This is a genomic window from Rufibacter ruber, assembly GCF_014138425.1.
GTDB lineage: Bacteria > Bacteroidota > Bacteroidia > Cytophagales > Hymenobacteraceae > Nibribacter > Nibribacter ruber_C.
This window is the reverse complement of sequence record NZ_JACJIQ010000013.1, coordinates 93,595-115,332: the sequence shown is the minus strand read 5'-3', so window position 1 is coordinate 115,332 and position 21,738 is coordinate 93,595. Positions and strand designations below refer to the sequence as shown.

Below are 21,738 nucleotides of genomic sequence, written 5' to 3'. Positions count from 1 at the left end.
CACATTTCAAACCCGGCAAAAGCTTTACCTAAACGTTACCAAAAGTTACCCCCGGCTCTTTATATTGGCGGTATGAAAAAGTTGCTTCTTGCCCTCACCGCCGCCTGCGTCGCCTTCGTCAGTCAGGCACAGGTACGCTGGGTTCCCTCCCCCCCACACCAAGCGGGTTTACCAGCCTCCGTGAAAGTCTTCACCACCTCTGACTCCCTGGACGGCAAACCCTTCAAAGCCTATTATCTGGAGGCTGACCTGCAAGACCCTAAACTGGAGATTTTAACCCGCGTGGGCAACGGCAAGCGCTACACGCCCCAACAATATTTTGAGCAGGAACCTGGCCATGTGCTGGCCACCGTCAACACCACGTTCTTCTCCTTCGCAGACAACCGCAACCTGAACCTGGTCATCAATGACGGCAAAGTGCTGGCCCCGCAGGCTACCGTGAAGCGCAAGAACCCCCAGGGCACAGACACCCTCACCCTCTACCCCACCACCGGGGCCATCGGGTTTTTCCGGAACCGCACCGCAGACGTGGCCTGGGCCTACAACATGGGCAAGAAGCAGAAGACCATGCAGTTGGCCGCACCTTACGCTACCCAAGTGAACGGAAACCCCGCTCCTGCACCCAGCAAACGCACCGTGAAACACATGAAACGCTGGAAACCACGGGTGGCCGTGGGCGGTGGCCCGGTGCTGGTGCAAGACGGCAAGGCACACATCACGGCAGAGGAAGAACTGCGTGGCGGCGCCAGTTTCAGAGGGCCCAACCCGCGCACCGTGATGGGCTACACGCCCGATAACAAATTGATTATTCTCATGGTGGAAGGCCGCCACAAAGGCATTGCCGAGGGCGCCAGCTTAGACCAGCTGGCCACACTGATGGTAGGTTTAGGCTGCAAAGAAGCTTTGAACCTGGACGGCGGCGGCTCCAGTGCGCTGTATGTCAAAGGCAAAGACACCATCAAACCCTCAGACAAGGAAGGGCAGCGCCCGGTGCCGGCGGTGCTGGTGCTGAAATACAAGGAGTAAAGGCAGTCATTTTGGGCTTCGTATCTGGGAATGAGCCTAAAACGGGAATTGTGGTTCTATAACAGCTGCTGCAACAGATGGTCGCGGTAGGTGGGGGAGACGGGAAGGGGCTTGCCAGCTAGGGTGACCTGGTGCCGCTCTATCTTCTCAATCTTGTCAATGGCCACTACATAAGACCGGTGCACACGTACAAAACGCTGGGCGGGAAGTTTCTCCAGGGCCTCGGCCAGGGTCATGCGGGTGAGGGTACGGCGGTGCGGTTCATGAAAGGTGAGGTAATTATCATCGGTTTCAATGTAAAGCAGCTCAGACAGGCTCACCCGTTCCCAGTCATAGCCTACCTTCACAAACAGAAACTCCGGCGTAGCCCCCGGCCCAGCGTTGCCGGCCTGCCTGTGGGGCAACAGCTCCTGCGCGCGGGTACAGGCCTGCAGAAACCTGGGAAAAGTAACGGGCTTGAGCAGATAATCTACCACGGCCAACTCAAACCCCTGTAGGGCAAACTCCGCAAAGGCGGTGGTAAAGACAAGGCTGGCCTTGTTGCCAATGAGTTTGGCTACTTCAATACCAGTAATGTCTGGCATCTTAATATCCAGGAAAACTAAGTCAACAGGGTGCTGCTGCAGATAGGCCAGGGCGTCAGAGGCGCTCACAAATGTTTCCTGCAACTGCAGGAAAGGCACTTTCTGCGCGTGCGCCTTTAGTACTTCCAGGGCAATGGGCTCGTCATCTAGGGCAATGCAGCGCATGGGCGTTTTCTTTTGAGGGAGTTTTTAAAGTTACCGGTCTATCTGGCGCATGTCAAGCCTGAGCCTGACTTTGTAATGCGGTTGCTCTTCCAACACCAAATGGTGTTTTTGTGGGTACAGCAGGTTCAGGCGTTTTAGGGCATGCGCAAGGCCCGTGCCCGCGCCGTGGTCTTTTTGCCGCTCTGGCAATAGTTGGTTTTCCAGCACCATCTCCAATTGCCTGTCCTTCACCTGCAGGCAAAGGTGCACAAAACAGTCTTGGTCTAGGCTGATGCCGTACTTAAAGGCGTTTTCTATGAAAGGGATCAGCAGTAGCGGGGCAATGAGGGCGGGGGTTCCGTCATAGATTATTTCCGTCTTCACCTTAATATTCTCCCGCGCGGGCAACCGCATTTGCTGCAGCTGCAGGTAATCTTGCAGGAACTTGATTTCGTTGGCTACCTCGGTCAGGTCCTCCTGCGCCTCTGTGAGTACATAGCGCATAATGCCAGCTAGCTGCTCCACGCTTTGCGCAGTTTTTTCTGCCTTCTCCAAGATAGCCGTTCCATACAGGCTGTTGAGGGTATTGAAAAAGAAGTGCGGGTTCAGGTGGGCTTTGATGGTGCTGAGTTCGGCCTGGGCATGGTGGCTTCTCTGTTCTGCCTCCCTGGCCTGCCTGGTGATGAGGTTGCGGGTAAGGGCATACAACACCGCATAGATGAACACTTCAAAAAACACCACCAGGAAATCTGCGGCCCCCACAGAGCCTTGAGGCGGCAAGGCCAGCAGCAGCACCACCACCGTGCCCAAAGAAAGCAACACGCAGGCAAGGGCAAAGACTTTGATGCTTTTCCACTTAAAAACGAAATGGTAGAGCAGCTCCACCCCTACCGCCACTGCCAGAAACACCAGGGTTTCCCAGCGCAACACCGTTTCCCCCAGGCGTTGCCAAACGGTTACGGGAGAACCGTTCCCATAAAACAGGAAGTACCCCTCAGTGGCTACTCTGTAACTGTAAAAAGCGGTATCCAGTACCGTAAGGCCTGCCCAAACCAAAGCGGCGTGGATGATGGCCTGTTGCCCAATAGGAAGCGGCGTAAGTTTCTTGAGGTTCATAGGCTTGTGCGTTAATTGGTTCAAAGCAACAGAGCCCAACGCACCTCCCCAAATAAAAGGGGTGAGCGCCCATGAGAAAGGGGTAAACCCACCCTCCCCTAAAAAATTAAAACCGTTTCTAGCCTCCTTTTCAGAAAACAGGCCGGAAACGGTTCTGGGGGAATACTTACTTGATGGGGGAAACGGGCAAAGAGAAAGGCTACAGGTCGCCGCAGCACTCCTCCAGACAGTCAATCACATCAATCAGCTTGGGAATAGATAGGGAATAATAGATTTTGGTGCCCACCTTGAAAGACGAGAGAACCCCCTTGTCTTTCAGTGTGATCAAATGCTGTGACGCAATGGCTTGCGGGAGATCCAGGTACTGGTAGATCTCCGTTACAGTCATTTTATCTTCCTTACCCAGAAGATCCACGATGGCCAGCCTTTTAGGATGCGCCAACACCTTGAGCATGGACGCCGCCTTATCTATCTTCTTAGATTCCACTCTGGATAATAAACTTTTCATAAGGACACACTAAATCTGTACTACAATGAGGCGCGCAGCCCGCGCCCTTTAAACCCGCCTCATACCCCCTTTTGCGAGTTACCAGAACATTACGTTACTTTAACGCATGGAGAATTACCATGTTATAGGCATAATGTCTGGCACTTCGTTAGACGGAGTGGATCTGGCTTATTGCAGATTTACGTATAATGAAGGCAATTGGATATATAAAATACTTAATACAGAAACAGTTCCATATTCAGATATATGGGTACAGCGTCTGGCAGGCCTCACAGAGGTCAGCGCGGTAGAAATTATTGCCACAGACCGCGCTTACGGCCACTACCTGGGCGAGCTGGTAAAAGCCTTTGTAGACCGTCACCAGCTGCAGGTAGATTTTGTCTCGTCGCACGGCCACACGGTGTTTCACCAGCCCCAGCTGCACATCACCTTCCAGGTGGGCAGCGGCGCGTACCTGGCCGCCGCCGCCGAAGCACCCACCGTCTGCGACTTCAGAACCCTGGACATTGCCCTGGGCGGACAAGGTGCCCCTCTGGTCCCCATTGGCGACCGCCTGCTCTTCGCCGAATATGATTTCTGCCTCAACCTGGGCGGCATCTCCAACATCTCACAGGAAGGCCAGGACCGAAGGCTAGCGTTTGACATCTCCTGCTGCAACATGCTCCTGAACCCGCTGGCCGGGCAGCTGGGCATGCCCTATGATAAAAACGGTGACCAGGCCCGCTCCGGCAGCTTCAACCAAGCCCTGTTTGACCGTCTCAATGAGCCATCTTACTTTTCAGCCCCTTCCCCAAAATCAATTGGCAAGGAGTGGGCAGACGAAAACAGCTTACGGGCAATCCAGGAATCGAAAGCTGCTGTGCAAGACAAACTACACACCGCCTGCCACCACATGGGCTACCAGATTGCCCAGGCGGTACGCCAGCACGCTGACCAGCAACGGGGCAAACTCCTGCTCACCGGCGGCGGGGCGTTCAACTCTTTTTTGGTAGAGCAGATCAGACACTACTTAGGCCCCACCTTTGAGGTAGTGGTCCCAGAGCCGGAGCTGGTGAACTTCAAAGAAGCCCTCATCTTCGCGTTTCTGGGCGTACTGCGCTGGCGGCAGGAACCCAACTGCCTCCAAAGTGTGACCGGTGCCCGCCATGACAACTGCGGCGGCGCTATCTACTGGAATTAGCGTTTTTAGGCTGTTTTTGAAAAAGTAGGCCGAAAACGGCAGTTGGCACAGACGCCCGCAGGTCTGATGAATGGCTAATAGCTGCTTATTGATTTTGGAGATGGAACTGGCCCGCAGCTTGGTCTCATACCATAAGCTGGGGCAAGTCTCCAGACTCGCCGGGAGCCGCGCGGGGATCAATCAGCCATGCGTGCACCCCACCCCTCCCCCTCCCGGGAGGGGAGTTATCTGCAATACGTGTCCTCCTGTGTCAACATCACCCTTCGCCCCCTTCAAAGGGGGAGTATCAAATATGCGTGGGAGACAAGGCGGTGCCTGGTCTCTACCATTCTCCGAAACGTCTGAACCAGACCAACAGGCAAGCAGCAATGCACAACCAACACTTCTGCTCTGACTGATGTGCGCAGCACGGGCTCGTCTCAGGCTAGCGGGACTACAATAGTTACCTGCAAACCAATTAACAATCAGAGAAGCTGATCAGGAAAGGAACAGAAACCAGTCCTGGGGGTGAGCGCCTCTGTTCATACGGTGCCGCTTTAGCGGCAAGGCCGGAGGGCCTAGTTTTAACAGCAGTGCTCACCGCCAGGACGGGGCCCCGCGGCCGTGAGCGCTTACCGGAAAAGATGAAACAACGCAGTGAGTAAGGCATTGCGTCAACCGCCAAAGCCAGGGGGACAACAGACTACACATTCCTGCCGCAGCCAAGGGAGCAGCAGACTAAGCATTTCAACAGCAGCCAGCAGCGCAACGAATCCGCCAACCGCGCAGGCAACAAACCAGCGAACAACGCCTTTCAGCGGCAACCCAGCAGGGAACAACAGGCTATGCCTGTCCATGGCAGCAGCAACAGCAGACCACGCCCTGCTTCAAGCAGAAAAGATATCCTCCAACAGCAAAACAATTTCCCCTTTACCAAACGCTAGTTATCCCCTACCTTTGCCAGGTAACCAAAGCAAACCTCCCGCTATGAAAGACCTGCTCGCCAAATTTGAGAACAAGCGCCCTGAGATTGTGTTTGAGTGGAAAGATTCTGAAACCGAGGCCGAAGGCTGGGTAGTCATCAACTCCCTGCGGGGCGGGGCAGCCGGCGGCGGAACCCGCATGCGCAAAGGCCTGGATAAACGCGAGGTGGAGTCTCTGGCCAAAACCATGGAGGTGAAGTTCACCGTATCGGGCCCGGCCATTGGCGGCGCCAAGTCTGGGATCAACTTTGACCCCGCTGACCCCAGGAAGCAGGGCGTGCTGGAGCGTTGGTACCGCGTGGTGTTCCCGCTGCTCAAAAATTACTACGGCACCGGCGGCGACCTGAACGTAGACGAGATCCATGAGGTAATTCCCATCACAGAAGAATACGGCCTGTGGCACCCGCAAGAAGGCATTGTCAACGGCCACTACCACGCCACTGAGCCGCAAAAGATCAACAAGCTGGGCCAGCTGCGCCAGGGCGTGAGCAAGGTGCTGGAAGATGTAAACTATTCCCCTTCCCTCGCCCGCAAATATACCGTGGCCGACATGATCACGGGGTACGGCGTGGCCAAAGCGGTGTGCCATTACTATGAGATCTGGGGCGGCAACCTGAAAGGCAAACGCGCCATCATTCAGGGCTGGGGAAACGTAGGCGCGGCAGCCGCCTATTATCTAGCCAGTGAAGGCGCGAAAGTGGTAGGCATCATTGACCGCGCCGGCGGACTGATCAACCCAGCAGGTTTCTCCACAGACGAAATCAATGATCTGTTCCTGAACCGCCACGGCAACACCCTCACCGCAGACAACCTCCTGTCTTTTGAAGAAGTGAACCAACGCATCTGGGACCTGGAGGCTGAAATCTTTATTCCGGCGGCGGCCTCCCGCCTGGTCACCCGGGATCAGGTAGAGCGCATGAAGGCCAACGGACTGGAAGTGATTTCCTGCGGAGCCAACGTGCCGTTCCAGGACCCGGAGATTTTCTTTGGGGCAACCGGCGAGTTTGCTGACCAGCACGTGTCTGTCATTCCTGACTTTGTGGCTAACTGCGGCATGGCCCGGGTGTTTGCCTATTTAATGGAGCAGGATGTGGAAATCACAGATGAGGCCATTTTCTCAGATATCTCCCGCACCATCAAAACAGCCCTGGAGAAAACGCATGACCGCAATCCGCAGAAAACAGAGATAGCCAAAACTTCCTTTGAGATTGCCCTGGGTCAATTGCTGTAAGTGCTGGTTTATACTGTGCTTCTGCAGCAAAAACGGGGAGCGGAAGGTGCTTCTAGAACGTTTTTAGAGCAACTTAGCCGCACTATGGGGCGGGGCAACCGCGATGCCAGATGCTTTTAAGGCCCGTTTGCAGCGCAATAGACAAACGTAAACTTGCTCAAAAGACTCAGAGAGATCAGTCAACCCGTTTTTGGGCTGTTTTTCAGAAAACAGCCCAAAAACGGGTGCTTTGTTTTACACTTCCCGTCTCCCTGAAAGCATCTTGAGAAAAGTTAGACCCGCGTTTTGCAACAGGTCTTGCCGTTCGCCCCCTGTTCCCTAAGAGCTGGTTTACATTTTGGCCTTGCTGGCGAAGAACGGGAGTAAAAGGTTCTGGCAAAGCATTTTTGTTCAGCATAGCAGCGCCCAAGTGAGAGAAATGGCAAAGCCCGGTTCCTTTGATGCCGTTTTGGAGCGCAAAAGACCAAGGTAAACTGCGCCAAAATCCTTTCAGGAGGACAAAGCAAAGGCTAACCGTTGCTCTTCTCTCTCCATTAGAAGAACCCGCCCGTGGCTCGCACAGACACTCCACTAATTTCTGTTTTCGGCCTATTTTTAAAAAAACAGCCCGAAAACAGAAATTTAAGTTCCTCTCCACGGCCAATGCGGAAATGGAGGTACTTCACCGGGGCTTTACCGGCTTAGAACTTCTTGAACCCAATAGCCACTACCCGGTCAACGTCTGCCTGGTTTACCTTTACTTTGAAGATCCTCCCGCTGGCGCATTGGCAGGCCAGGCAAACAGCACCGTCTCCTAAGCTGCCGCTCACGGTGACCGCCAGCACGTCAACCCCCAGCTTCTCCAGGTGCTCCCTTACGCAGACGGTCTTGTCACCGCTCTTGTTGCAGTACCCCCAGGGATCAGCGCACTGCGTCTCTGGGTAAGCCAGCCACTGGCTGGAGGCATCAGAACCTTCGCCCTCTTGGGGCGAAGCCGGGATTTGGCAGGAAATCACGCTAAACACCATGCCTAGCACGCACAGCAAAGAAGAGATTTTACGTTTCATAGATTAATTCCCAATTTTACCTGATGACCCTTGCCCCCCGCCATTGGTTGCAAGCGGAATAAAAATACATATGCAGGACCAACTTACTGATATTCTAAGGCTTGTGTTTTTAGGGAACACGGTGCAGCAGTACCTCATTTTTGCCGGTATCATGCTCTGCGGCTTCCTGTTCAAGGAGCTGCTGTCACGGCTGCTCACCACTATTCTTTTTCAGGCACTGGCCAAACGCTTCTCCTCTGAGGTCACCAAAGAAGAATTCAAGCGCCTGTTGGTAACGCCGCTGGAGGTACTCGCCTTTCTGGTGTTTCTCTACATGGCCTTTGACAGCCTGAATTATCCGCCGGAGCTGGGCTTGCCCGCCAAGAACGAGTTAGGCCTGAAACGTATTCTGCAGCGCATTTACGGCATCTTCCTGGTCAGCTCCCTCACCTGGGTGGTCATGCGTCTGGTAGATTTCTTCGGGCTTATCTTCTCAAAGCGGGCGGCCAGAACCATGTCAAAGCTAGACGACCAGCTGGTGCCGTTCTTTGTTGACTTCAGCAAGGTGATTGTGGTGCTGTTCGGTTTTTTCGTGATTTTGGGCACTGTCTTCAAAGTGAATGTGGCGGGTCTGGTGGCCGGCCTGGGGGTGGGCGGTTTGGCCATCGCGTTTGCGGCCAAAGAAAGTCTGGAGAACCTGCTGGCGTCTTTCACCATTTTCCTGGACCACCCTTTTGTGGTGGGTGACCTGGTGCAGGTGGGTGAGATCATTGGCACTGTAGAGAAGATCGGTTTCCGGAGCACGCGCATCCGCACCATGGAGAAGAGCTACGTAACTTTGCCCAACAAGAGCATGATTGACAAACCGCTGGACAACCTCACGCTGCGCACCTTTAGGCGGGTAAAGTTTGACATCACGCTCACCTACAACACCACCTCAGAGCAGATCAAGGCCATAGTGGCAGACATTCAGCACCTCATTGATGAGTACCCGCGCACCAACCAGGACGGCCGCGTGCGGTTCTTTAACCTGGGCCCGCACTCCAAAGACATTATGGTGCTCTACTTTATCAACACTATTGACTGGGACGAATACATTGACGTGAAGGAGGAAATCAACTACAAAATTGTAGAGGTGGTAGAGCGCCACCGCGCCGAATTCGCCTTCCCAACGCAAACGGTGTACGTGAAGCAGGAAGAGGCGTAAGCTATAGCCCTTTCAGAGCGGGGAATGAAAATGCCTTTCCGGGCTCTTTTTCTGAAAACAAGCCTAAACCGCAAGAAAGACCCGGCACCGCCTTGTCTCAAACGGCGCAGGCTGTTAGTTTGTCACCAAACCGCGAGGGCAGGAAAACTGAGCTTAGTTTTTTTTCAGGAATGCGTGGGAGACAAGGCGGTGCCGGGTCTCTACGTCAAGAACGCTCCTGGTTTCCTGTTTTCGGGCTGTTTTCTGAAAAACAGCCCGAAAACAGGAATTTATCTTTACCAACCGCTGCCCCTGCGGCCGCCGCCTAAGATACCGCCCAGCAGACCACCCAGTCCGCCGCCGCCCATGCTGCCGTACCGGCTTCGGCCGCCCATGCCGCCTAAGATGGAAGCCATAGAGCCCAGGCCACCCATGCGGCCGCCGCCGTATAGGCCGCCGCGCATCATGCCCCCGCCTAGCAAACCACCCAGCAGTCCGCCTAAGCCGCCGCCCATCATTCCTCCTCCCATCATGCCGCCGCCGTAGCCACGCCCGTACCCGCCGCGGCGGTTCATCATGCCGGCAATGACCATGGGCGCCAAAATGCCCAGCATACCGGTGACCATGCCCGGTGAGATGCCGGAGTTCTTGAACATGTCACCCATGCCGCTTTTGCTCAGGAATGACTGGCTGGTGGGGTCTTCGCCCTGCTGCTGGGCCTGGTTGGCTTTGTCCACAAACTGGTCCAGAATGCTGAACTGTTTCTGGTCAATGCCTAGGTACTGCCCAATCTCTGAGATGCGCCGCTGCTCCTCCTGTGAATACTCGCCGTCTGACTTCGCGAAGCTGATGATGTCTGTCACAAACGAAAACCGCAGGGGGCTGCCCTGGAGCACGTCCAGGCACTTCTGCAAACTTATCTGCGAAGGGTTCTTAGCAATAGATTCTATTTCCTGCTGCAGGTTATCGGGCAGTTCGGCGGCTTCGCCCAAGAGGCGCAGGAACGCCAGTTCGTCTTCGGTTACCTGTCCGTCTGCCGAGGCGATGGTGGCCAAGGCCCCCAGATAGGCACCTTTTTCCTGGTCAGAATAGTCTTTGAGTAAAACGGTTTCTTCAGCCATGGTGGTTCTAGTTGGTGTAGAGCCTTTTGAACGCAGCCGCCAAAAAGGGGTTTGCATTTTCGGGCTGTTTTCCGGAAAACGGCCCGAAAACGCCGACCGCCAGTTTCTCTTTCCTTCCTATCAACATCACTTCATAGGCAAACGCCTTTAAAAACTGCCTTCTACTTTTAAGACAGAAGAATGAAGCACTTTGTCAGCGCTTGCCGGGTGATTTTGCTGTAAAACTTTTTGTTCTCTTCTACTAAATGGCATAGGTTTAATCAGATAGACTGGAGTTGTAGATTCAAGGAAATATTCTTTACTTGGCCTTATGAGAATGGCCCCAACATTATAAATCTCTCTCTTTTCGCTTCTTTCTGAAGTGACGGCACTTGTGCTTTCAGCATGAGTGCTCAGGCTTTTGTTGCCTATCCCCTTGAAATTTATTGTATCATCTGCCCTACCCCGCTACCTGCTATCGGGCGAAGGCTCCTTTACGTTATTCTCATGCCTGATTTTTTAAATCCAAACCAAATCCAGGAGTTCATTCATACCGGGTTCTTACGCCTTGACCACGCTTTTTCCAGGGAGACTGCCGCCGCCGCAGTAGACATCTTATGGAAAGACCTTCCGGTTGACCGCGCAGACCCCAGCACTTGGTCAGAACCGGTGGTGTGGCTGGGCATGTACACCCAACCGCCTTTTGTGGAGTCAGTAAACACCCCAAAACTGCACCATGCCTTCAATCAATTGGTGGGCGAAGGCAGATGGTTGCCCTGCCGGAGCGTGGGGGCATTCCCGGTGCGTTTTCCGGCAGAGAAGCTGCCCATAGATACGGGCAAGCACGTAGACGCCAGCTTTCCGGGGGAAGACCCGGCGAATTACATTGAATGGCGAGTCAACCTAGCCTCTAAAGGCCGCGCCTTGCTGCTGCTGGTTTTATATTCTGATGTAACCGAGGCAGACGCCCCTACCGTGCTCTACAAAGGCTCACATCTTGACGTGGCAAACCTGCTCTCAACAGAGGGCGAACAGGGACTTTCCTTTATGGAGCTCGCCAAACAGGTAGATTCCCTTCCGGAAAGAGAACAGGCGTTTGCAGTTGGCCAAGCGGGAACGGTCTATCTGTGTCACCCTTTCTTAGTGCACGCGGCGCAAGCGCACAGGGGCAAAAACCCTAAATTCATGGCGCAACCACCGTTATTCCTTCAAAAAGCGTTCACACTTGATGATTCAGTTGAAGGTCACGCGCCTGTAGAGACTGCCATTCGTCTGGCGCTGGGCAAATAAACTGCCCCGGCTTACTAAAAGAAAGGCGGCTATCTTTTGCATAGCCGCCTTTCTCTTTCTCTAGTAATCCATAATTTCAGAACTGATAGTCTAAATGATTAGTCTCCTGTTTTCGGGCTGTTTTGGCCAAAACAGCCCGAAAACAGGAAATCCCTAATAATTTTAGCAATCCTTGTTTCGTCTGTAAGACGATGCCCTGATTTTTGGTAGATTTAAGAGCGAATTCCCTACCCTCTCTATGGACGACAGCGAACCCCTCAACCGTTTTGACCGCATTGTGGCCATGCTGCACCATTTGCAGTCGGGCCGTACGGTAAAGGCCCAGGAACTGGCCGACCGTTTCCAGGTGAGTCTGCGCACCGTGTACCGTGATATTCGGTCACTGGAAGCATCGGGCGTGCCCGTAACCGGCGAAGCGGGCGTGGGTTACTCATTGCTGGACGGTTACCGGCTGCCGCCCGTCATGTTCACCCAGGAAGAAGCCAGCAGTTTTGTGGCCGCCGAAAAACTCATGCAGAAGTTCAGCGACAAAGGCCTGGGGGCGCATTTTGAGAGTGCCATGTACAAGGTGAAGTCGGTTCTGCGGGGTAGTACCAAGGAGCGGGTGGCGGCACTGGAGGCCCAGATTTGGGTAGATACATCGGCGCAGCTTTTCAACCAGCACACGCCCCACGCCCTGGACGTGCTCTTAGACAGCATGGCCGAAAAAAAACAGGTGGCGTTGCAGTACCAGGCGTTCAGCTCTGAGGAAGCGACCGAGCGCCTGATTGAGCCCATCGGGCTGTTCCACGAGAACAATTTCTGGTACATCATGGGCTATTGCCATTTGCGCGCAGATTACCGCCAGTTCCGGACAGACCGCATGCTGCAGATAAAACTAACGGACCGCCCCTTCACCAGAGAGCACGGTCCGTTGTCTGATTACCGTAAGCCCAAAGCCCCAACAGAGAAGGTGAAAGTGGTCTTGCGGGTAGAAAAGTCATTTGCCCGGTACATTCAGAACAGCCGCACCTATTACGGTTTCACCTCTGAAAAACCAGACGGTGACTACGTAGTGATGACTTTCCTGACCGAACCCCACTGCGAAGGGTTTGCCCGGTGGTACGTCATGTTTGGAGACTGCGCCCAGATTCTGGAGCCCGAAAGCCTGAAGGAACAAGTGAGCGGCATTCTTGCCCGCGTACAGGCATCATTGCAGCTAAAAACGGAACCCGTCTATTCTTAGTCTTCCAGTTCAGTACACAGAAAACCCGCCTGCCGGAGCCGGTCGATAATCACAGAAGGCGTTATAGCCTGCGCTTCTACCCGCAGAATGTGATCACAATCCTGCAGGTCGAAGTTCCAGCGGTCCGTCGCGTCCAGCAACTGGTTCAGCAGGGGCGTTACCTGTTTCACACTGCGGCGGGTACGTACTGAGGTCTTAAAAACCAGCACGGTTCTCATGTGTTGCTGCCTCCCAATTACCTTTGCCAGAAGAAAGGCGGTTCAATGCCCAGCGCCCGCAAATACACGTAGCCTTGCCCACGGTGGTGAATCTCGTTGTCAATGTAGTACAGCACGGTTGACTGCACAGTGCCCTCATACTGCCCGAACGCCATAATCTTCTCCTGAAACCGCTGGTCTGGAATTTGGGCCCAATACTGGTCAATGGTGGCGGTGGCTTCATCCCAGAGGGCTAGTATCTTTTCTTTGGTGTCGGCCTGCTCCAGGTCTTCGTTCAGTTGCTGCACGGTTCCCTCAGCTATTTCCTTTACGCCGGGCGCGCCAATGGCCAACAGCTCCATTATTATTTTGGCAAATGGCCGCATGCCGCCAATGGAGAACTCAAACAGCTCTTTCTCTGGGAACGCCTCTATCACTCTGCGGGTAAGGCCGCGGTGCGCCTGCCAATGGGTTAGCAGGTCTTTAGAAGAGATTACCGAAGTGGTGGTGGGGGTGTTGGAAGTCATGGTTTCCATAGGTCAACGGGTTAATGGGTTAGTGATGGAACAAAACTACCCGCCCCCGGTGACAGCTGTTTGTCAGTAGGATTCAGAATTTTTTTTTGGAACGATGAAAATTTGAGCGTTGGCAGGGAGTTGTTCGGCGTGCGCCGATGGTTTGCTTGCGGGTTTCTGTTTTTGGGCGGTTTTAGGGAAAGTAGGCCGGAAACAGAAACCCGGACCTGGGTTTGGGCAATTGGAATATTTAATATCGCAGACAGAGAAAGCTTTTCTAGTTCGCCCACAAGATTCTTTCAGAATGACGAAAAGGAGTGACCAAATCCCCAGCCATAACCATCACCCAAATCTTGCTCTCGTTTTGGGCCTGTTTTCCTAAAAACAGCCCGGAAACGCAAATTCCCTAAAACTCAAAATATTCCTGGGCGGGCTTTACGGTCTTCCCTTCCTTCTTCTTCCCTTTCAGGGCATCTTTCAGTTCCTGCTTTTCACGCTCCAGGTCAGAGGTGATCTTGTCTTTCACCTTTTCCTGGTCATAGGCTACTTTGAAATTACCCTCCTTGCCTTTGATGGTGAGAAACAAGTTGGGGTTGGGCGTGGAGCCGCCCGCCACCACGCCGTAGCGCTCGTCTTTGTCCCGTTTCGGCTGCGCCGATGCCAGCGGAATGCGCAGGTGGTAGTCCATCTGCTGGTCAAAGGTGTGGGTGCCCGAGACGGTGATATTGGAGAAGCGGCTGGTGCTGGACTTGATTTCCATCTCCGGAATGTAAATGGTGCGCCCTTGAATCCAGAAGTTGTTCTTGAGCTCTGAGAACCTGAGGTTGGCCAGTTCATGGCGCTCAATGAACGTGCTCATCTTCTGCAGCGGCTCAAAGTACAGGAGCTGTCCGTTCTTGATAGAGGTCTTGATCTCGGCCTGCATGAGATCTGTGCGGGGCGAGAGCGTGTGGTCAAAGAACAGCTCTGAGTCAATGTGCGCAGTCAGTTGCCCCTGCAGGTGGCGCTGGGTAATGAAATTCTGCCCAAAGTTTTCAAACACGTACATCAGGCTGTCTACCTTGATCTCATCTATGCGGGCGACCGAGTTCACCCTGATCAGCGGCTTGCGGGCATCCAGGTTTCCGCTCACCTGGAAGCGGCCGCCCACCGCCTGCAGGGCAATGTTGGGGGTGGTGATCACCTGGTTCTGCAGCCGCACCTGCCCGTGCAGCTGCGTGGCCTTGAACCGCCTGAACGTAAGCCGGGCTACGGAGGCGTTTAGATCCAGCTCCAGATGGGCGGGCAGGTTGAACGCATAGGCAGAGGCGGCTTTCCCTTTTCTGGCAGCAGATTTCCCGGTACTTTCCAGGTCTTGCCTACCTGCCGGGGCAACGGTTAGCAGTTGATCCAGGTTCAGGAAGGCAGACGCCAAGTCTGCCTCTATGCGCAGCCGTTGCCCCTTCAGGAACAGCCACGGCAGCACGTTCTTGAAATACCCGTTCACCAGAAAGTCAGAATCCCCCACCTTGCCTTTGAAATCGGTCACGGCCACGTCATTCTTCCGGAAGAGAAAAGCCCCGTTCATGCCGGAGACGGGCATGGGGTGCTGCCTGAACAGCAGGCTCACCGCTTTCAGGCTCACTTCGCCGCTGGTCTTGATGCTGGCGTGGCTGGGGTTGGCTTTGAACTGTTTTAGGTTGCCGGCAAACGAGAGCTGCACCTGCGCCTGCCCGCTGCCTTTCCTGATGTCTTCTACGGGAAACACGCCCAGCACGTGGGCCACGTCTACATCTGCCCTCAGCTGGGCCTTCAGGTCTGGGTTGGCGAAGTTGTGGTACAGGAATTCCCCAGAGAAGGGCCTGCCGCGCAGGCTTCCGGTTACTCTGCGCAGTTCCAGCATAGAGGTCTGGCTGTTGCGCTTTTCCCCGTTGGTGAACCGCCCCTCCAGGTTCACCTTCTCAATCTTCTCCTTGTAGTCTGGGTGATAAAAAGAGGCCCCCTTGGCCCCAAAGCTGATGTCAACATACGGGTTCTTCTTAGCAGAGACTTCGCCCTTGACCTCGCCCTGGAAATAGACATCACCTTTGCTGCGGTACTGCGCCAGCTGTTTGGTGAAGCGGGGCGGCAACAGCGCCAGCAATGATTGTATGTCTGTATTTTTGCCCTGAATAAAGAGGTCCAGGTTGGTTTTAGCGGGGAACAGCACCTCGCCGCCCACCTGGTACACCGCCTTCTCAACCCGCAGCTCAGACGGGGAAATGGTGATGGTCTTTTCTATTGTATGGATGGCCAACTGGCTGCCCAGGGAGATTTCTTTTTGCCTCAGAAACTCGCTTTCCCCCACCTGCAGGGTATGCACCAGCGCCCTGCCCTCTGCTTTGATGGTCACTACCGGCTCCTCAATACTCAGCGCCGCCGACAGCGCGTGCGCCTGCAGCTCATACCGCTGGTCTCCGGGCGCATCATGATAGCTGATGCGCACTTTCCGGAGCACAATCTTCTCCAGGTCAAAACTCAGATTTCCGGCATGGGTGGCATCAGCGTCCTGGTAAAAGCGGTAGTTCACCTCCCCGTTGGGCAGCACCTTCACCCGCACCTCGCCTTCTTCCAGGTAGAGCTCCTTGATGTGGTAGGTGCCGCGCCAGAGGTCCCACAGGTTGAACGTGCTGTAGATGTTGGCAAGTTTGGCCAACGGGGCCGTGCTGCCCGCCACCGCCTCAGTGATCTCCACATTCTTGAGGTTGATGGCCACCGCCGGAAACTTCTCCCACAGCGTCACCTCTATCTTCTCCACCTGCACCTTGGTCTTAATGTGCTTGTTGGCCTCTGCCACAAACAGCTGAATAATCTTATCCTGGTACAGGTAAATAGCGCCCACCGCCACTGCCAACAGCAAAACCACCCCGCCTACGGCGAAGAGCAGGTACCGCGCTATCTTTTTCTTAATTCCCACAGGATTTCTAACTACCAAACCTTAAAGATACAGAGGCAAGGGAAAGCCACCAAAGCTGCCCCAGCGCGGTGTACTGATTAGGGGCAAAAAAGATTAGTAGCCGTCTCATAAATGCACTGGCTTTGCTTGGCGCGTTCTACTTGACCAGTAATGGCTTCTGTTTTCGGGCTGTTTTCAAAAAAGTAGCCCGAAAACAGAAAGCCAGCTGGCCATACGCCATGCAGGAGACCGCTTTTAGCCAATATGGTGGCAGCCCGCCGGTAGGTTAGCGCCCCCGGCCCCGTCTGTTGCCCGGACGACGTACAGCCAGGCGCTACCTGTGAATTTACGGTTTCTGTTTTGGGGCTGTTTTGGCCAAAACGGCCCCAAAACAGAAACCGCTTTCTCCGGCAGTTCTGTCTCCGGTTAGTTCATACTTGCCATACTGGCGGCGAACACCCCAAACACCAGCGCCAGGGCATAGAAGCCCAGGATCACAATGGTCAGCACCCCCATGAACTTGAAAAGAGACTTCAGGTTTCTGAACGACTCCAGCACTACGTCTGGGCTTTGCACCCGCAGCCCTACCTGCATCTTGTCTGAGAACCGGTACAGGTACAGCACCGGGAAGAAATAGAGCACGGCAAACAGCAGGTAAAGCACCGTCATGAAAGTGGCCAGGGCCCCGCCCATCATCTCGCCCCCAGGCATGGCGGCCCCCATGGCTCCCCCCATGGCACTGCCCATGATGGTGCCAAAGAAAACCCCGAAGAGAACGATAAGCCCTATCATCACAAACCCCACAATGGCTAAGAACTTGCCCCACTTGGCAGCAATGCGTAAGTAGCCCATCATTACCGGGTCCAGGGTGATACCTGCAGATTCTTCTTCGTACAGAGAATTGTCCATAAAATTTTTAATTTGTTAAGTTATTGACGCTAAATATATAAAAGCTTTTCAAGAGCCTTTATTAAATATTTTTTAACTTTTTTTTCAGCTGGTATTTGGAAGATTCAGTTTCACCCCCCATATTTGCATCATCAAACGGGGACAACAGGTCTTCAGAAGATAAAAAAAAGGGATGTTAGCTCAGCTGGTTCAGAGCATCTGCCTTACAAGCAGAGGGTCGCTGGTTCGAATCCAGCACGTCCCACTCCTTAAAAGCCTCACCTTCCGGTGAGGCTTTTTTTTGTTTTAGCCTCTTCCGCCCGCGGCTCAACCTATCTCTTAAGTCTTCGTTCTTACCTTAGACCTGCTCATGAAGCAGAATTACCTGAAAGGAGGCCGCCATGAGAAGACGCCATCAAATACTGTTAGAAGCAGGCTGGAAGCTAAGCTTTGTCCCCATGTATTTTCTGGGGTTTGACATTTCCTGGCTCGTGATGAAGGAGATGTACACCAGCCCCTATGATCAGCAGCCCTACACCTTCAGCAATGCCATGCGGCAGGAATCACAGCGGCACCCGGCTGTGGTTGCCTCTTTAGGGAATACCCTTTAGCGGCAGCGGCACACCTGGTGCCGTTCATTTGCGTATCTTTACCGGCCAAGCTGTTTTAGGATATGCCATTACTTGAAGTCACCACCCCCGCCCTGATCAGAGAATTTCTAGAGCTGCCCACCCGCCTGTACGTGAACCACCCCCACTGGATCAGGCCCCTGGACCAGGACATTGAGCAAGTGTTTGACCCCCGGCGCAACCCCAACTTCCAGAACGGGAAGATCATTAGGTGGGTCTTACAGAATGCGCACGGCCAGACCATTGGCCGCGTGGCGGCTTTTGTCAATGACAAGACCAAGGCGGCTTCTGAGTACCTTACCGGCGGCATGGGCTTCTTTGAGTGCATCAATGACCAGGCAGCCGCCTTCCAGCTGTTTGACGCCTGTCAATCCTGGCTGGAAGCCCAGGGCATGGAAGCCATGGACGGCCCCATCAACTTTGGGGAGCGTGACCGCTGGTGGGGCTTGCTGGTAGACGGTTTCACGGAGCCCAACTATGGCATGTTCTACCACGCGCCTTATTATAAGGAACTCTTTGAGGCGTATGGTTTTCAGGTGTACTTCAAGCAGTATACCTACAAAAGGAGTACCACCGCCCCGCTGCACCCTAAAATCATTGAACGCTCTGCCGTACTGGGCCAGGACCCCAACTACCGGGTTGCCCACGCATCTAAGAAAAACCTGGAGAAACTGGCGCAGGATTTTCTGGAGGTCTACAACAAAGCGTGGGGAGGGCACTCCGGGGTCAATTTTCTAACCCTGGAGAAAGTGCGCAAGCTCATGAAAACCATGAAGCCGGTAATGGATGAGAGGCTCCTGTTCTTCACCTACTACAAGGAGCAGCCCATTGCGTTCTTTATCCTGCTCCCAGAACTGAACCAGATTTTCAAGCACCTGAACGGCCGGTTTGACTGGTGGGGAAAGCTCAAGTTTCTCTATTACAAATGGCGCAACAGTTTCCGGAAGGACAAAAGGCTCTTTGGGCTTATCTTTGGCGTAGTGCCCGAGTTCCAGGGCAAAGGGGTAGATGCGTTCATGATGAACCACTCCCACCAAACCATTATGGACTATGCCCCAGAACTGGAGATGAACTGGGTGGGGGATTTCAACCCTAAAATGATGATGGTGACGCGCATGCTGGGTGCCGTGATCTACAAAACGCACATTACCTACCGGAAGATCTTTGACCCCTCCAAACCGTTTACCCGCTATCCTATCATTAAATAGCTTTTTCCTGTTTTAAGGCTGTTTTTCTGAAAGTAGCCCTAAAACAGGTTGGCCTGGCTAGGAAGCAGATGCAGGCCCTGCTGTTGCCTCAGTAGCCGCTGCTTGCTGGGCGCTTAGCCTGCTGTTCTCTTGGCTGGGCTGCTGGATGAGGTGCCTCATAGTCATGCTGCTGCAGGGGCAATGCGAAGTCTGCTGTTCCCTTGGCGTTGCCGCTTGATGCGGTGCGAAATCCCATTGCTGTTGCATTGCCTCCGGTAAGCGCTCATGGCCGCGGGGCCCCGTCCTGCCGGCTCGCACTGCTGTTAAAACTAGGCCCTCCGGCCTTGCCGCTGGTGCGGCACCGTATTAACAGAGGCGCTCCCCCCAGGACTGGTTTCTGTTCCTTTCCTGATCAGCTTCTCCTGCTCTGTCTGCCTCTGCAGGTAACCACTACTGTTCCGCTAGCCTGAGGCGAGCCCGTGCTGCGCACATCAGCCAGGGGCAGAAGTGCTAATTAACAGAGGTTCCACTAGCAGAAGTGTTGATTGTTCATTGTTGTTTGCTTACTTATTGCTGCTTGCCTGCCGCTTTCTCTGGTTCAAGTTTCCAACCTGGACCTATAATGGCGGAAGCTTTCAGCTTCCATGGGGCGGCAGCCTCACATTACTTCTGCTTCTTCTGCCCTCTATGGCGCGGAAGTTTCTTCCGTGCCTTCTAACGCCAGCTGATACTCCCCCTTTGAAGGGGCGAAGGGGGATGTTTGCACAAGTAGATCCACGCATGCCAAATCATACAAGCGCCCCTCTAAAGCGCTCCGGGAGTGGTGCAGACCGGTACACAAAAGGGAATCAATAAATGCGTGGGTAAATGCGTACTTTTGCAGGGAGAGCCACGTCTGTTTTGGCGCCGTTTTTCAAAAAACAGGCCTAAAACGCATGGCCAGGAACTGGTGCCGTACCCGTGCAGATCTATTCTACGTTAGCAGGGGGGACTGTGCCTTAGACAACAGGAAACAACATGAGTGAAATAGGCGGCAACAAAACCGGAAGTGCCTTTGACTGGGAAGTGCTCAGGAAGATTTTCCGGTTTGTGAAACCATACCAGAAGATTTTCTACCTGGTTACCTTTTTAACGGTGGCCTCGGCGGTGCTGGCTACTATCAGGCCTTTCCTGATTCAGGAGATGGTAGACCAGGAGATCCTGCAGTATGACTGGCAGGGCGTGAACCGCATGTTTATGTGGCTCATTGTGCTGCTGGTGCTGCACACCGCGGTTTCCTATTTCCACACGTATTTTGCGGGGTGGCTGGGGCAGTACGTGGTGCGTGACATCAGGGTGAAGCTGTATGAGCATATTCTCAAGCTTCGGCTCAAATTCTATGACCGCACACCCATTGGCACACTGGTGACCCGTAACGTGAGCGACGTGGAAACCTTGTCTGATGTGTTCTCAGAAGGATTGGCCGCTATGATTGGCGACGTGCTGCAACTGGTGTTTATCCTGATCTACATGTTCTGGATAGACTGGAAACTCACCCTGGTGAGCTTGTCTATGTTCCCGCTGCTCATCATTAGCACCTATATCTTCAAGGAGAAGGTGAAGGCCTCGTTCCAGGAGGTGCGCGGGGCGGTGGCCAAGTTGAACGCGTTTGTGCAGGAGCACATCACGGGCATGATGGTAGTGCAGATCTTCAACAATGAGGAGCGGGAGATGAAGAAGTTTGAGGCCATCAACAAGGAGCACACCCGCGCCAACATCAAATCTGTGCTGTACTACTCCATCTACTTCCCCGTGGCTGAGGTTATTGGCGCCGCCGGTACCGGCTTATTGGTGTGGTATGGCGCCAAGGGTGTGATTCAGGACACGGTCACGTTGGGGTCGCTCATTGCCTTCATCATGTACATTGCCATGTTCTTCAGGCCCATCAGGCAGATTGCTGACCGGTTTAATACCCTGCAGCTGGGGGTGGTGAGCTCTGAGCGCATCATGAAACTGCTGGAAAGCCAGGAGATGATCTCAGACAGCGGCACGTATGCGCCAGAGACCATTAAAGGAGGGGTGACGTTTGAAAACGTCTGGTTTGCCTATAATGAGGAGGACTGGGTGCTGCGCGGCATCTCGTTTGAGGTAAAGGCAGGGCAGACGGTGGCGCTGGTAGGGGCTACCGGCGCGGGCAAAACCTCCATCATCAACCTTTTGAGCCGGTTCTATGAAATCAACAAAGGCACCATCAAGGTAGATGACCATGACATCAAAGAGTATGACCTGGACGTGCTGCGCCAGCACATTGGGGTAGTGCTGCAAGACGTGTTCCTGTTCTCTGGCACCATTGCTGACAACATTAGCCTGGGCAACAAAGAAATTACAGAAGAGCAGATGTGGCATGCCGCCCGGCTGGTGGGCGCAGACAAGTTTATTGAGCGTTTGCCCGGTGGGTTGCAGTACAATGTGATGGAGCGCGGCGCTACGCTCTCTGTGGGGCAGCGGCAGCTGATTTCGTTTGTGCGCGCCATGGTCTATGACCCCAAGATCATCATTCTGGATGAGGCCACCTCCAGCGTAGACTCAGAGACCGAAGAATTGATCCAATACGCCATCTCTCAGCTCATGCAGGGCCGCACGTCTATTGTGATTGCCCACCGCCTCTCTACCATTCAGAAAGCAGACAACATTATTGTGCTGGACCGGGGAGAGATCAAGGAGGCGGGCCGTCATGAAGAGCTGCTGCAGACCGGCGGCTATTATGCCCAGCTGCACGAAATGCAGTACAAGAACTTTGTGTAGTTTCTGTTTTCGGGCTGTTTTCTGAAAAACAGCCCGAAAACAGAAAG

18 protein-coding genes and 1 tRNA gene are annotated in these 21,738 nt (G+C 54.0%); 10 read left to right on the top strand and 9 right to left on the bottom strand.

Features of this window, described 5'->3' with window-relative positions; genetic code table 11:
- Positions 1 to 72: 72 nt before the first annotated feature.
- Complete coding sequence (locus FHS90_RS15335; RefSeq protein WP_182513696.1) at positions 73 to 1,026, top strand: phosphodiester glycosidase family protein; 954 nt, start codon at positions 73 to 75, stop codon at positions 1,024 to 1,026.
- A 56-nt stretch (positions 1,027 to 1,082) separates the two neighbouring features.
- Here FHS90_RS15335 and FHS90_RS15330 read toward each other — a convergent pair whose 3' ends face one another.
- The 3 genes from FHS90_RS15330 to FHS90_RS15320 form a co-directional block, all read right to left on the bottom strand.
- Positions 1,083 to 1,775: a LytR/AlgR family response regulator transcription factor gene (locus FHS90_RS15330; RefSeq protein ID WP_182513695.1), complete on the bottom strand. Its 693-nt coding sequence runs from the start codon at positions 1,773 to 1,775 to the stop codon at positions 1,083 to 1,085.
- 30 nt (positions 1,776 to 1,805) lie between these two features.
- Positions 1,806 to 2,870 carry a sensor histidine kinase gene (locus FHS90_RS15325; protein ID WP_182513694.1) on the bottom strand — a complete coding sequence of 355 codons (1,065 nt, stop codon included), beginning with the start codon at positions 2,868 to 2,870 and terminating at the stop codon, positions 1,806 to 1,808.
- Between the two features lie 199 nt (positions 2,871 to 3,069).
- A complete protein-coding gene (locus tag FHS90_RS15320; protein WP_066830613.1) occupies positions 3,070 to 3,378 on the bottom strand; it encodes an ArsR/SmtB family transcription factor in 309 nt (102 codons plus the stop codon).
- Positions 3,379 to 3,484: 106 nt separating this feature from the next.
- Here FHS90_RS15320 and FHS90_RS15315 point away from each other — a divergent pair, with 106 nt between their 5' ends.
- Together FHS90_RS15315 and FHS90_RS15310 are read left to right on the top strand one after the other, a co-directional pair.
- Entirely contained in the window at positions 3,485 to 4,558 is a 1,074-nt protein-coding gene (locus FHS90_RS15315; protein WP_066830610.1) for an anhydro-N-acetylmuramic acid kinase, read from the top strand.
- A 966-nt stretch (positions 4,559 to 5,524) separates the two neighbouring features.
- Positions 5,525 to 6,751, top strand: a complete 1,227-nt coding sequence (locus FHS90_RS15310; RefSeq protein ID WP_182513693.1) for a Glu/Leu/Phe/Val dehydrogenase dimerization domain-containing protein — start codon at positions 5,525 to 5,527, stop codon at positions 6,749 to 6,751.
- A gap of 680 nt (positions 6,752 to 7,431) precedes the next feature.
- Here FHS90_RS15310 and FHS90_RS15305 read toward each other — a convergent pair.
- Complete coding sequence (locus FHS90_RS15305) at positions 7,432 to 7,797, bottom strand: hypothetical protein (RefSeq protein WP_182513692.1); 366 nt, start codon at positions 7,795 to 7,797, stop codon at positions 7,432 to 7,434.
- Between the two features lie 70 nt (positions 7,798 to 7,867).
- Between FHS90_RS15305 and FHS90_RS15300 the strand changes: the two genes are divergently transcribed.
- Positions 7,868 to 8,983, top strand: a complete 1,116-nt coding sequence (locus FHS90_RS15300; RefSeq protein WP_066830599.1) for a mechanosensitive ion channel family protein — start codon at positions 7,868 to 7,870, stop codon at positions 8,981 to 8,983.
- A gap of 275 nt (positions 8,984 to 9,258) precedes the next feature.
- Here the strand turns inward: FHS90_RS15300 and FHS90_RS15295 are convergent, their stop codons facing one another.
- Complete coding sequence (locus tag FHS90_RS15295) at positions 9,259 to 10,083, bottom strand: tellurite resistance TerB family protein (RefSeq protein ID WP_182513691.1); 825 nt, start codon at positions 10,081 to 10,083, stop codon at positions 9,259 to 9,261.
- 486 nt (positions 10,084 to 10,569) lie between these two features.
- Between FHS90_RS15295 and FHS90_RS15290 the strand changes: the two genes are divergently transcribed.
- Positions 10,570 to 11,352 carry a phytanoyl-CoA dioxygenase family protein gene (locus FHS90_RS15290; protein ID WP_182513690.1) on the top strand — a complete coding sequence of 261 codons (783 nt, stop codon included), beginning with the start codon at positions 10,570 to 10,572 and terminating at the stop codon, positions 11,350 to 11,352.
- Between the two features lie 238 nt (positions 11,353 to 11,590).
- A complete protein-coding gene (locus tag FHS90_RS15285; protein ID WP_182513689.1) occupies positions 11,591 to 12,577 on the top strand; it encodes a helix-turn-helix transcriptional regulator in 987 nt (328 codons plus the stop codon).
- Here the strand turns inward: FHS90_RS15285 and FHS90_RS15280 are convergent.
- The 4 genes from FHS90_RS15280 to FHS90_RS15265 all read right to left on the bottom strand — a co-directional run bounded on the left by FHS90_RS15280 (position 12,574) and on the right by FHS90_RS15265 (position 17,112).
- Entirely contained in the window at positions 12,574 to 12,795 is a 222-nt protein-coding gene (locus tag FHS90_RS15280) for a hypothetical protein (protein ID WP_182513688.1), read from the bottom strand. The two genes, FHS90_RS15285 and FHS90_RS15280, sit on opposite strands and share 4 nt — an antisense overlap.
- 17 nt (positions 12,796 to 12,812) lie before the next feature.
- Complete coding sequence (locus FHS90_RS15275) at positions 12,813 to 13,310, bottom strand: DinB family protein (RefSeq protein WP_182513687.1); 498 nt, start codon at positions 13,308 to 13,310, stop codon at positions 12,813 to 12,815.
- A 385-nt stretch (positions 13,311 to 13,695) separates the two neighbouring features.
- Positions 13,696 to 16,224, bottom strand: a complete 2,529-nt coding sequence (locus FHS90_RS15270; RefSeq protein WP_182513686.1) for an AsmA family protein — start codon at positions 16,222 to 16,224, stop codon at positions 13,696 to 13,698.
- Between the two features lie 405 nt (positions 16,225 to 16,629).
- Complete coding sequence (locus FHS90_RS15265) at positions 16,630 to 17,112, bottom strand: DUF5362 family protein (RefSeq protein ID WP_182513685.1); 483 nt, start codon at positions 17,110 to 17,112, stop codon at positions 16,630 to 16,632.
- 169 nt (positions 17,113 to 17,281) lie between these two features.
- Between FHS90_RS15265 and FHS90_RS15260 the strand changes: the two genes are divergently transcribed.
- From FHS90_RS15260 to FHS90_RS15245, 4 genes are all read left to right on the top strand, one after another.
- Positions 17,282 to 17,356 (top strand) — tRNA-Val (locus FHS90_RS15260).
- 136 nt (positions 17,357 to 17,492) lie between these two features.
- Entirely contained in the window at positions 17,493 to 17,702 is a 210-nt protein-coding gene (locus tag FHS90_RS15255) for a hypothetical protein (RefSeq protein ID WP_182513684.1), read from the top strand.
- Between the two features lie 62 nt (positions 17,703 to 17,764).
- Positions 17,765 to 18,928, top strand: a complete 1,164-nt coding sequence (locus FHS90_RS15250; protein ID WP_066830583.1) for a hypothetical protein — start codon at positions 17,765 to 17,767, stop codon at positions 18,926 to 18,928.
- Between the two features lie 996 nt (positions 18,929 to 19,924).
- Positions 19,925 to 21,691 carry an ABC transporter ATP-binding protein gene (locus FHS90_RS15245; RefSeq protein WP_182513683.1) on the top strand — a complete coding sequence of 589 codons (1,767 nt, stop codon included), beginning with the start codon at positions 19,925 to 19,927 and terminating at the stop codon, positions 21,689 to 21,691.
- The last annotated feature ends 47 nt before the right edge of the window (positions 21,692 to 21,738 follow it).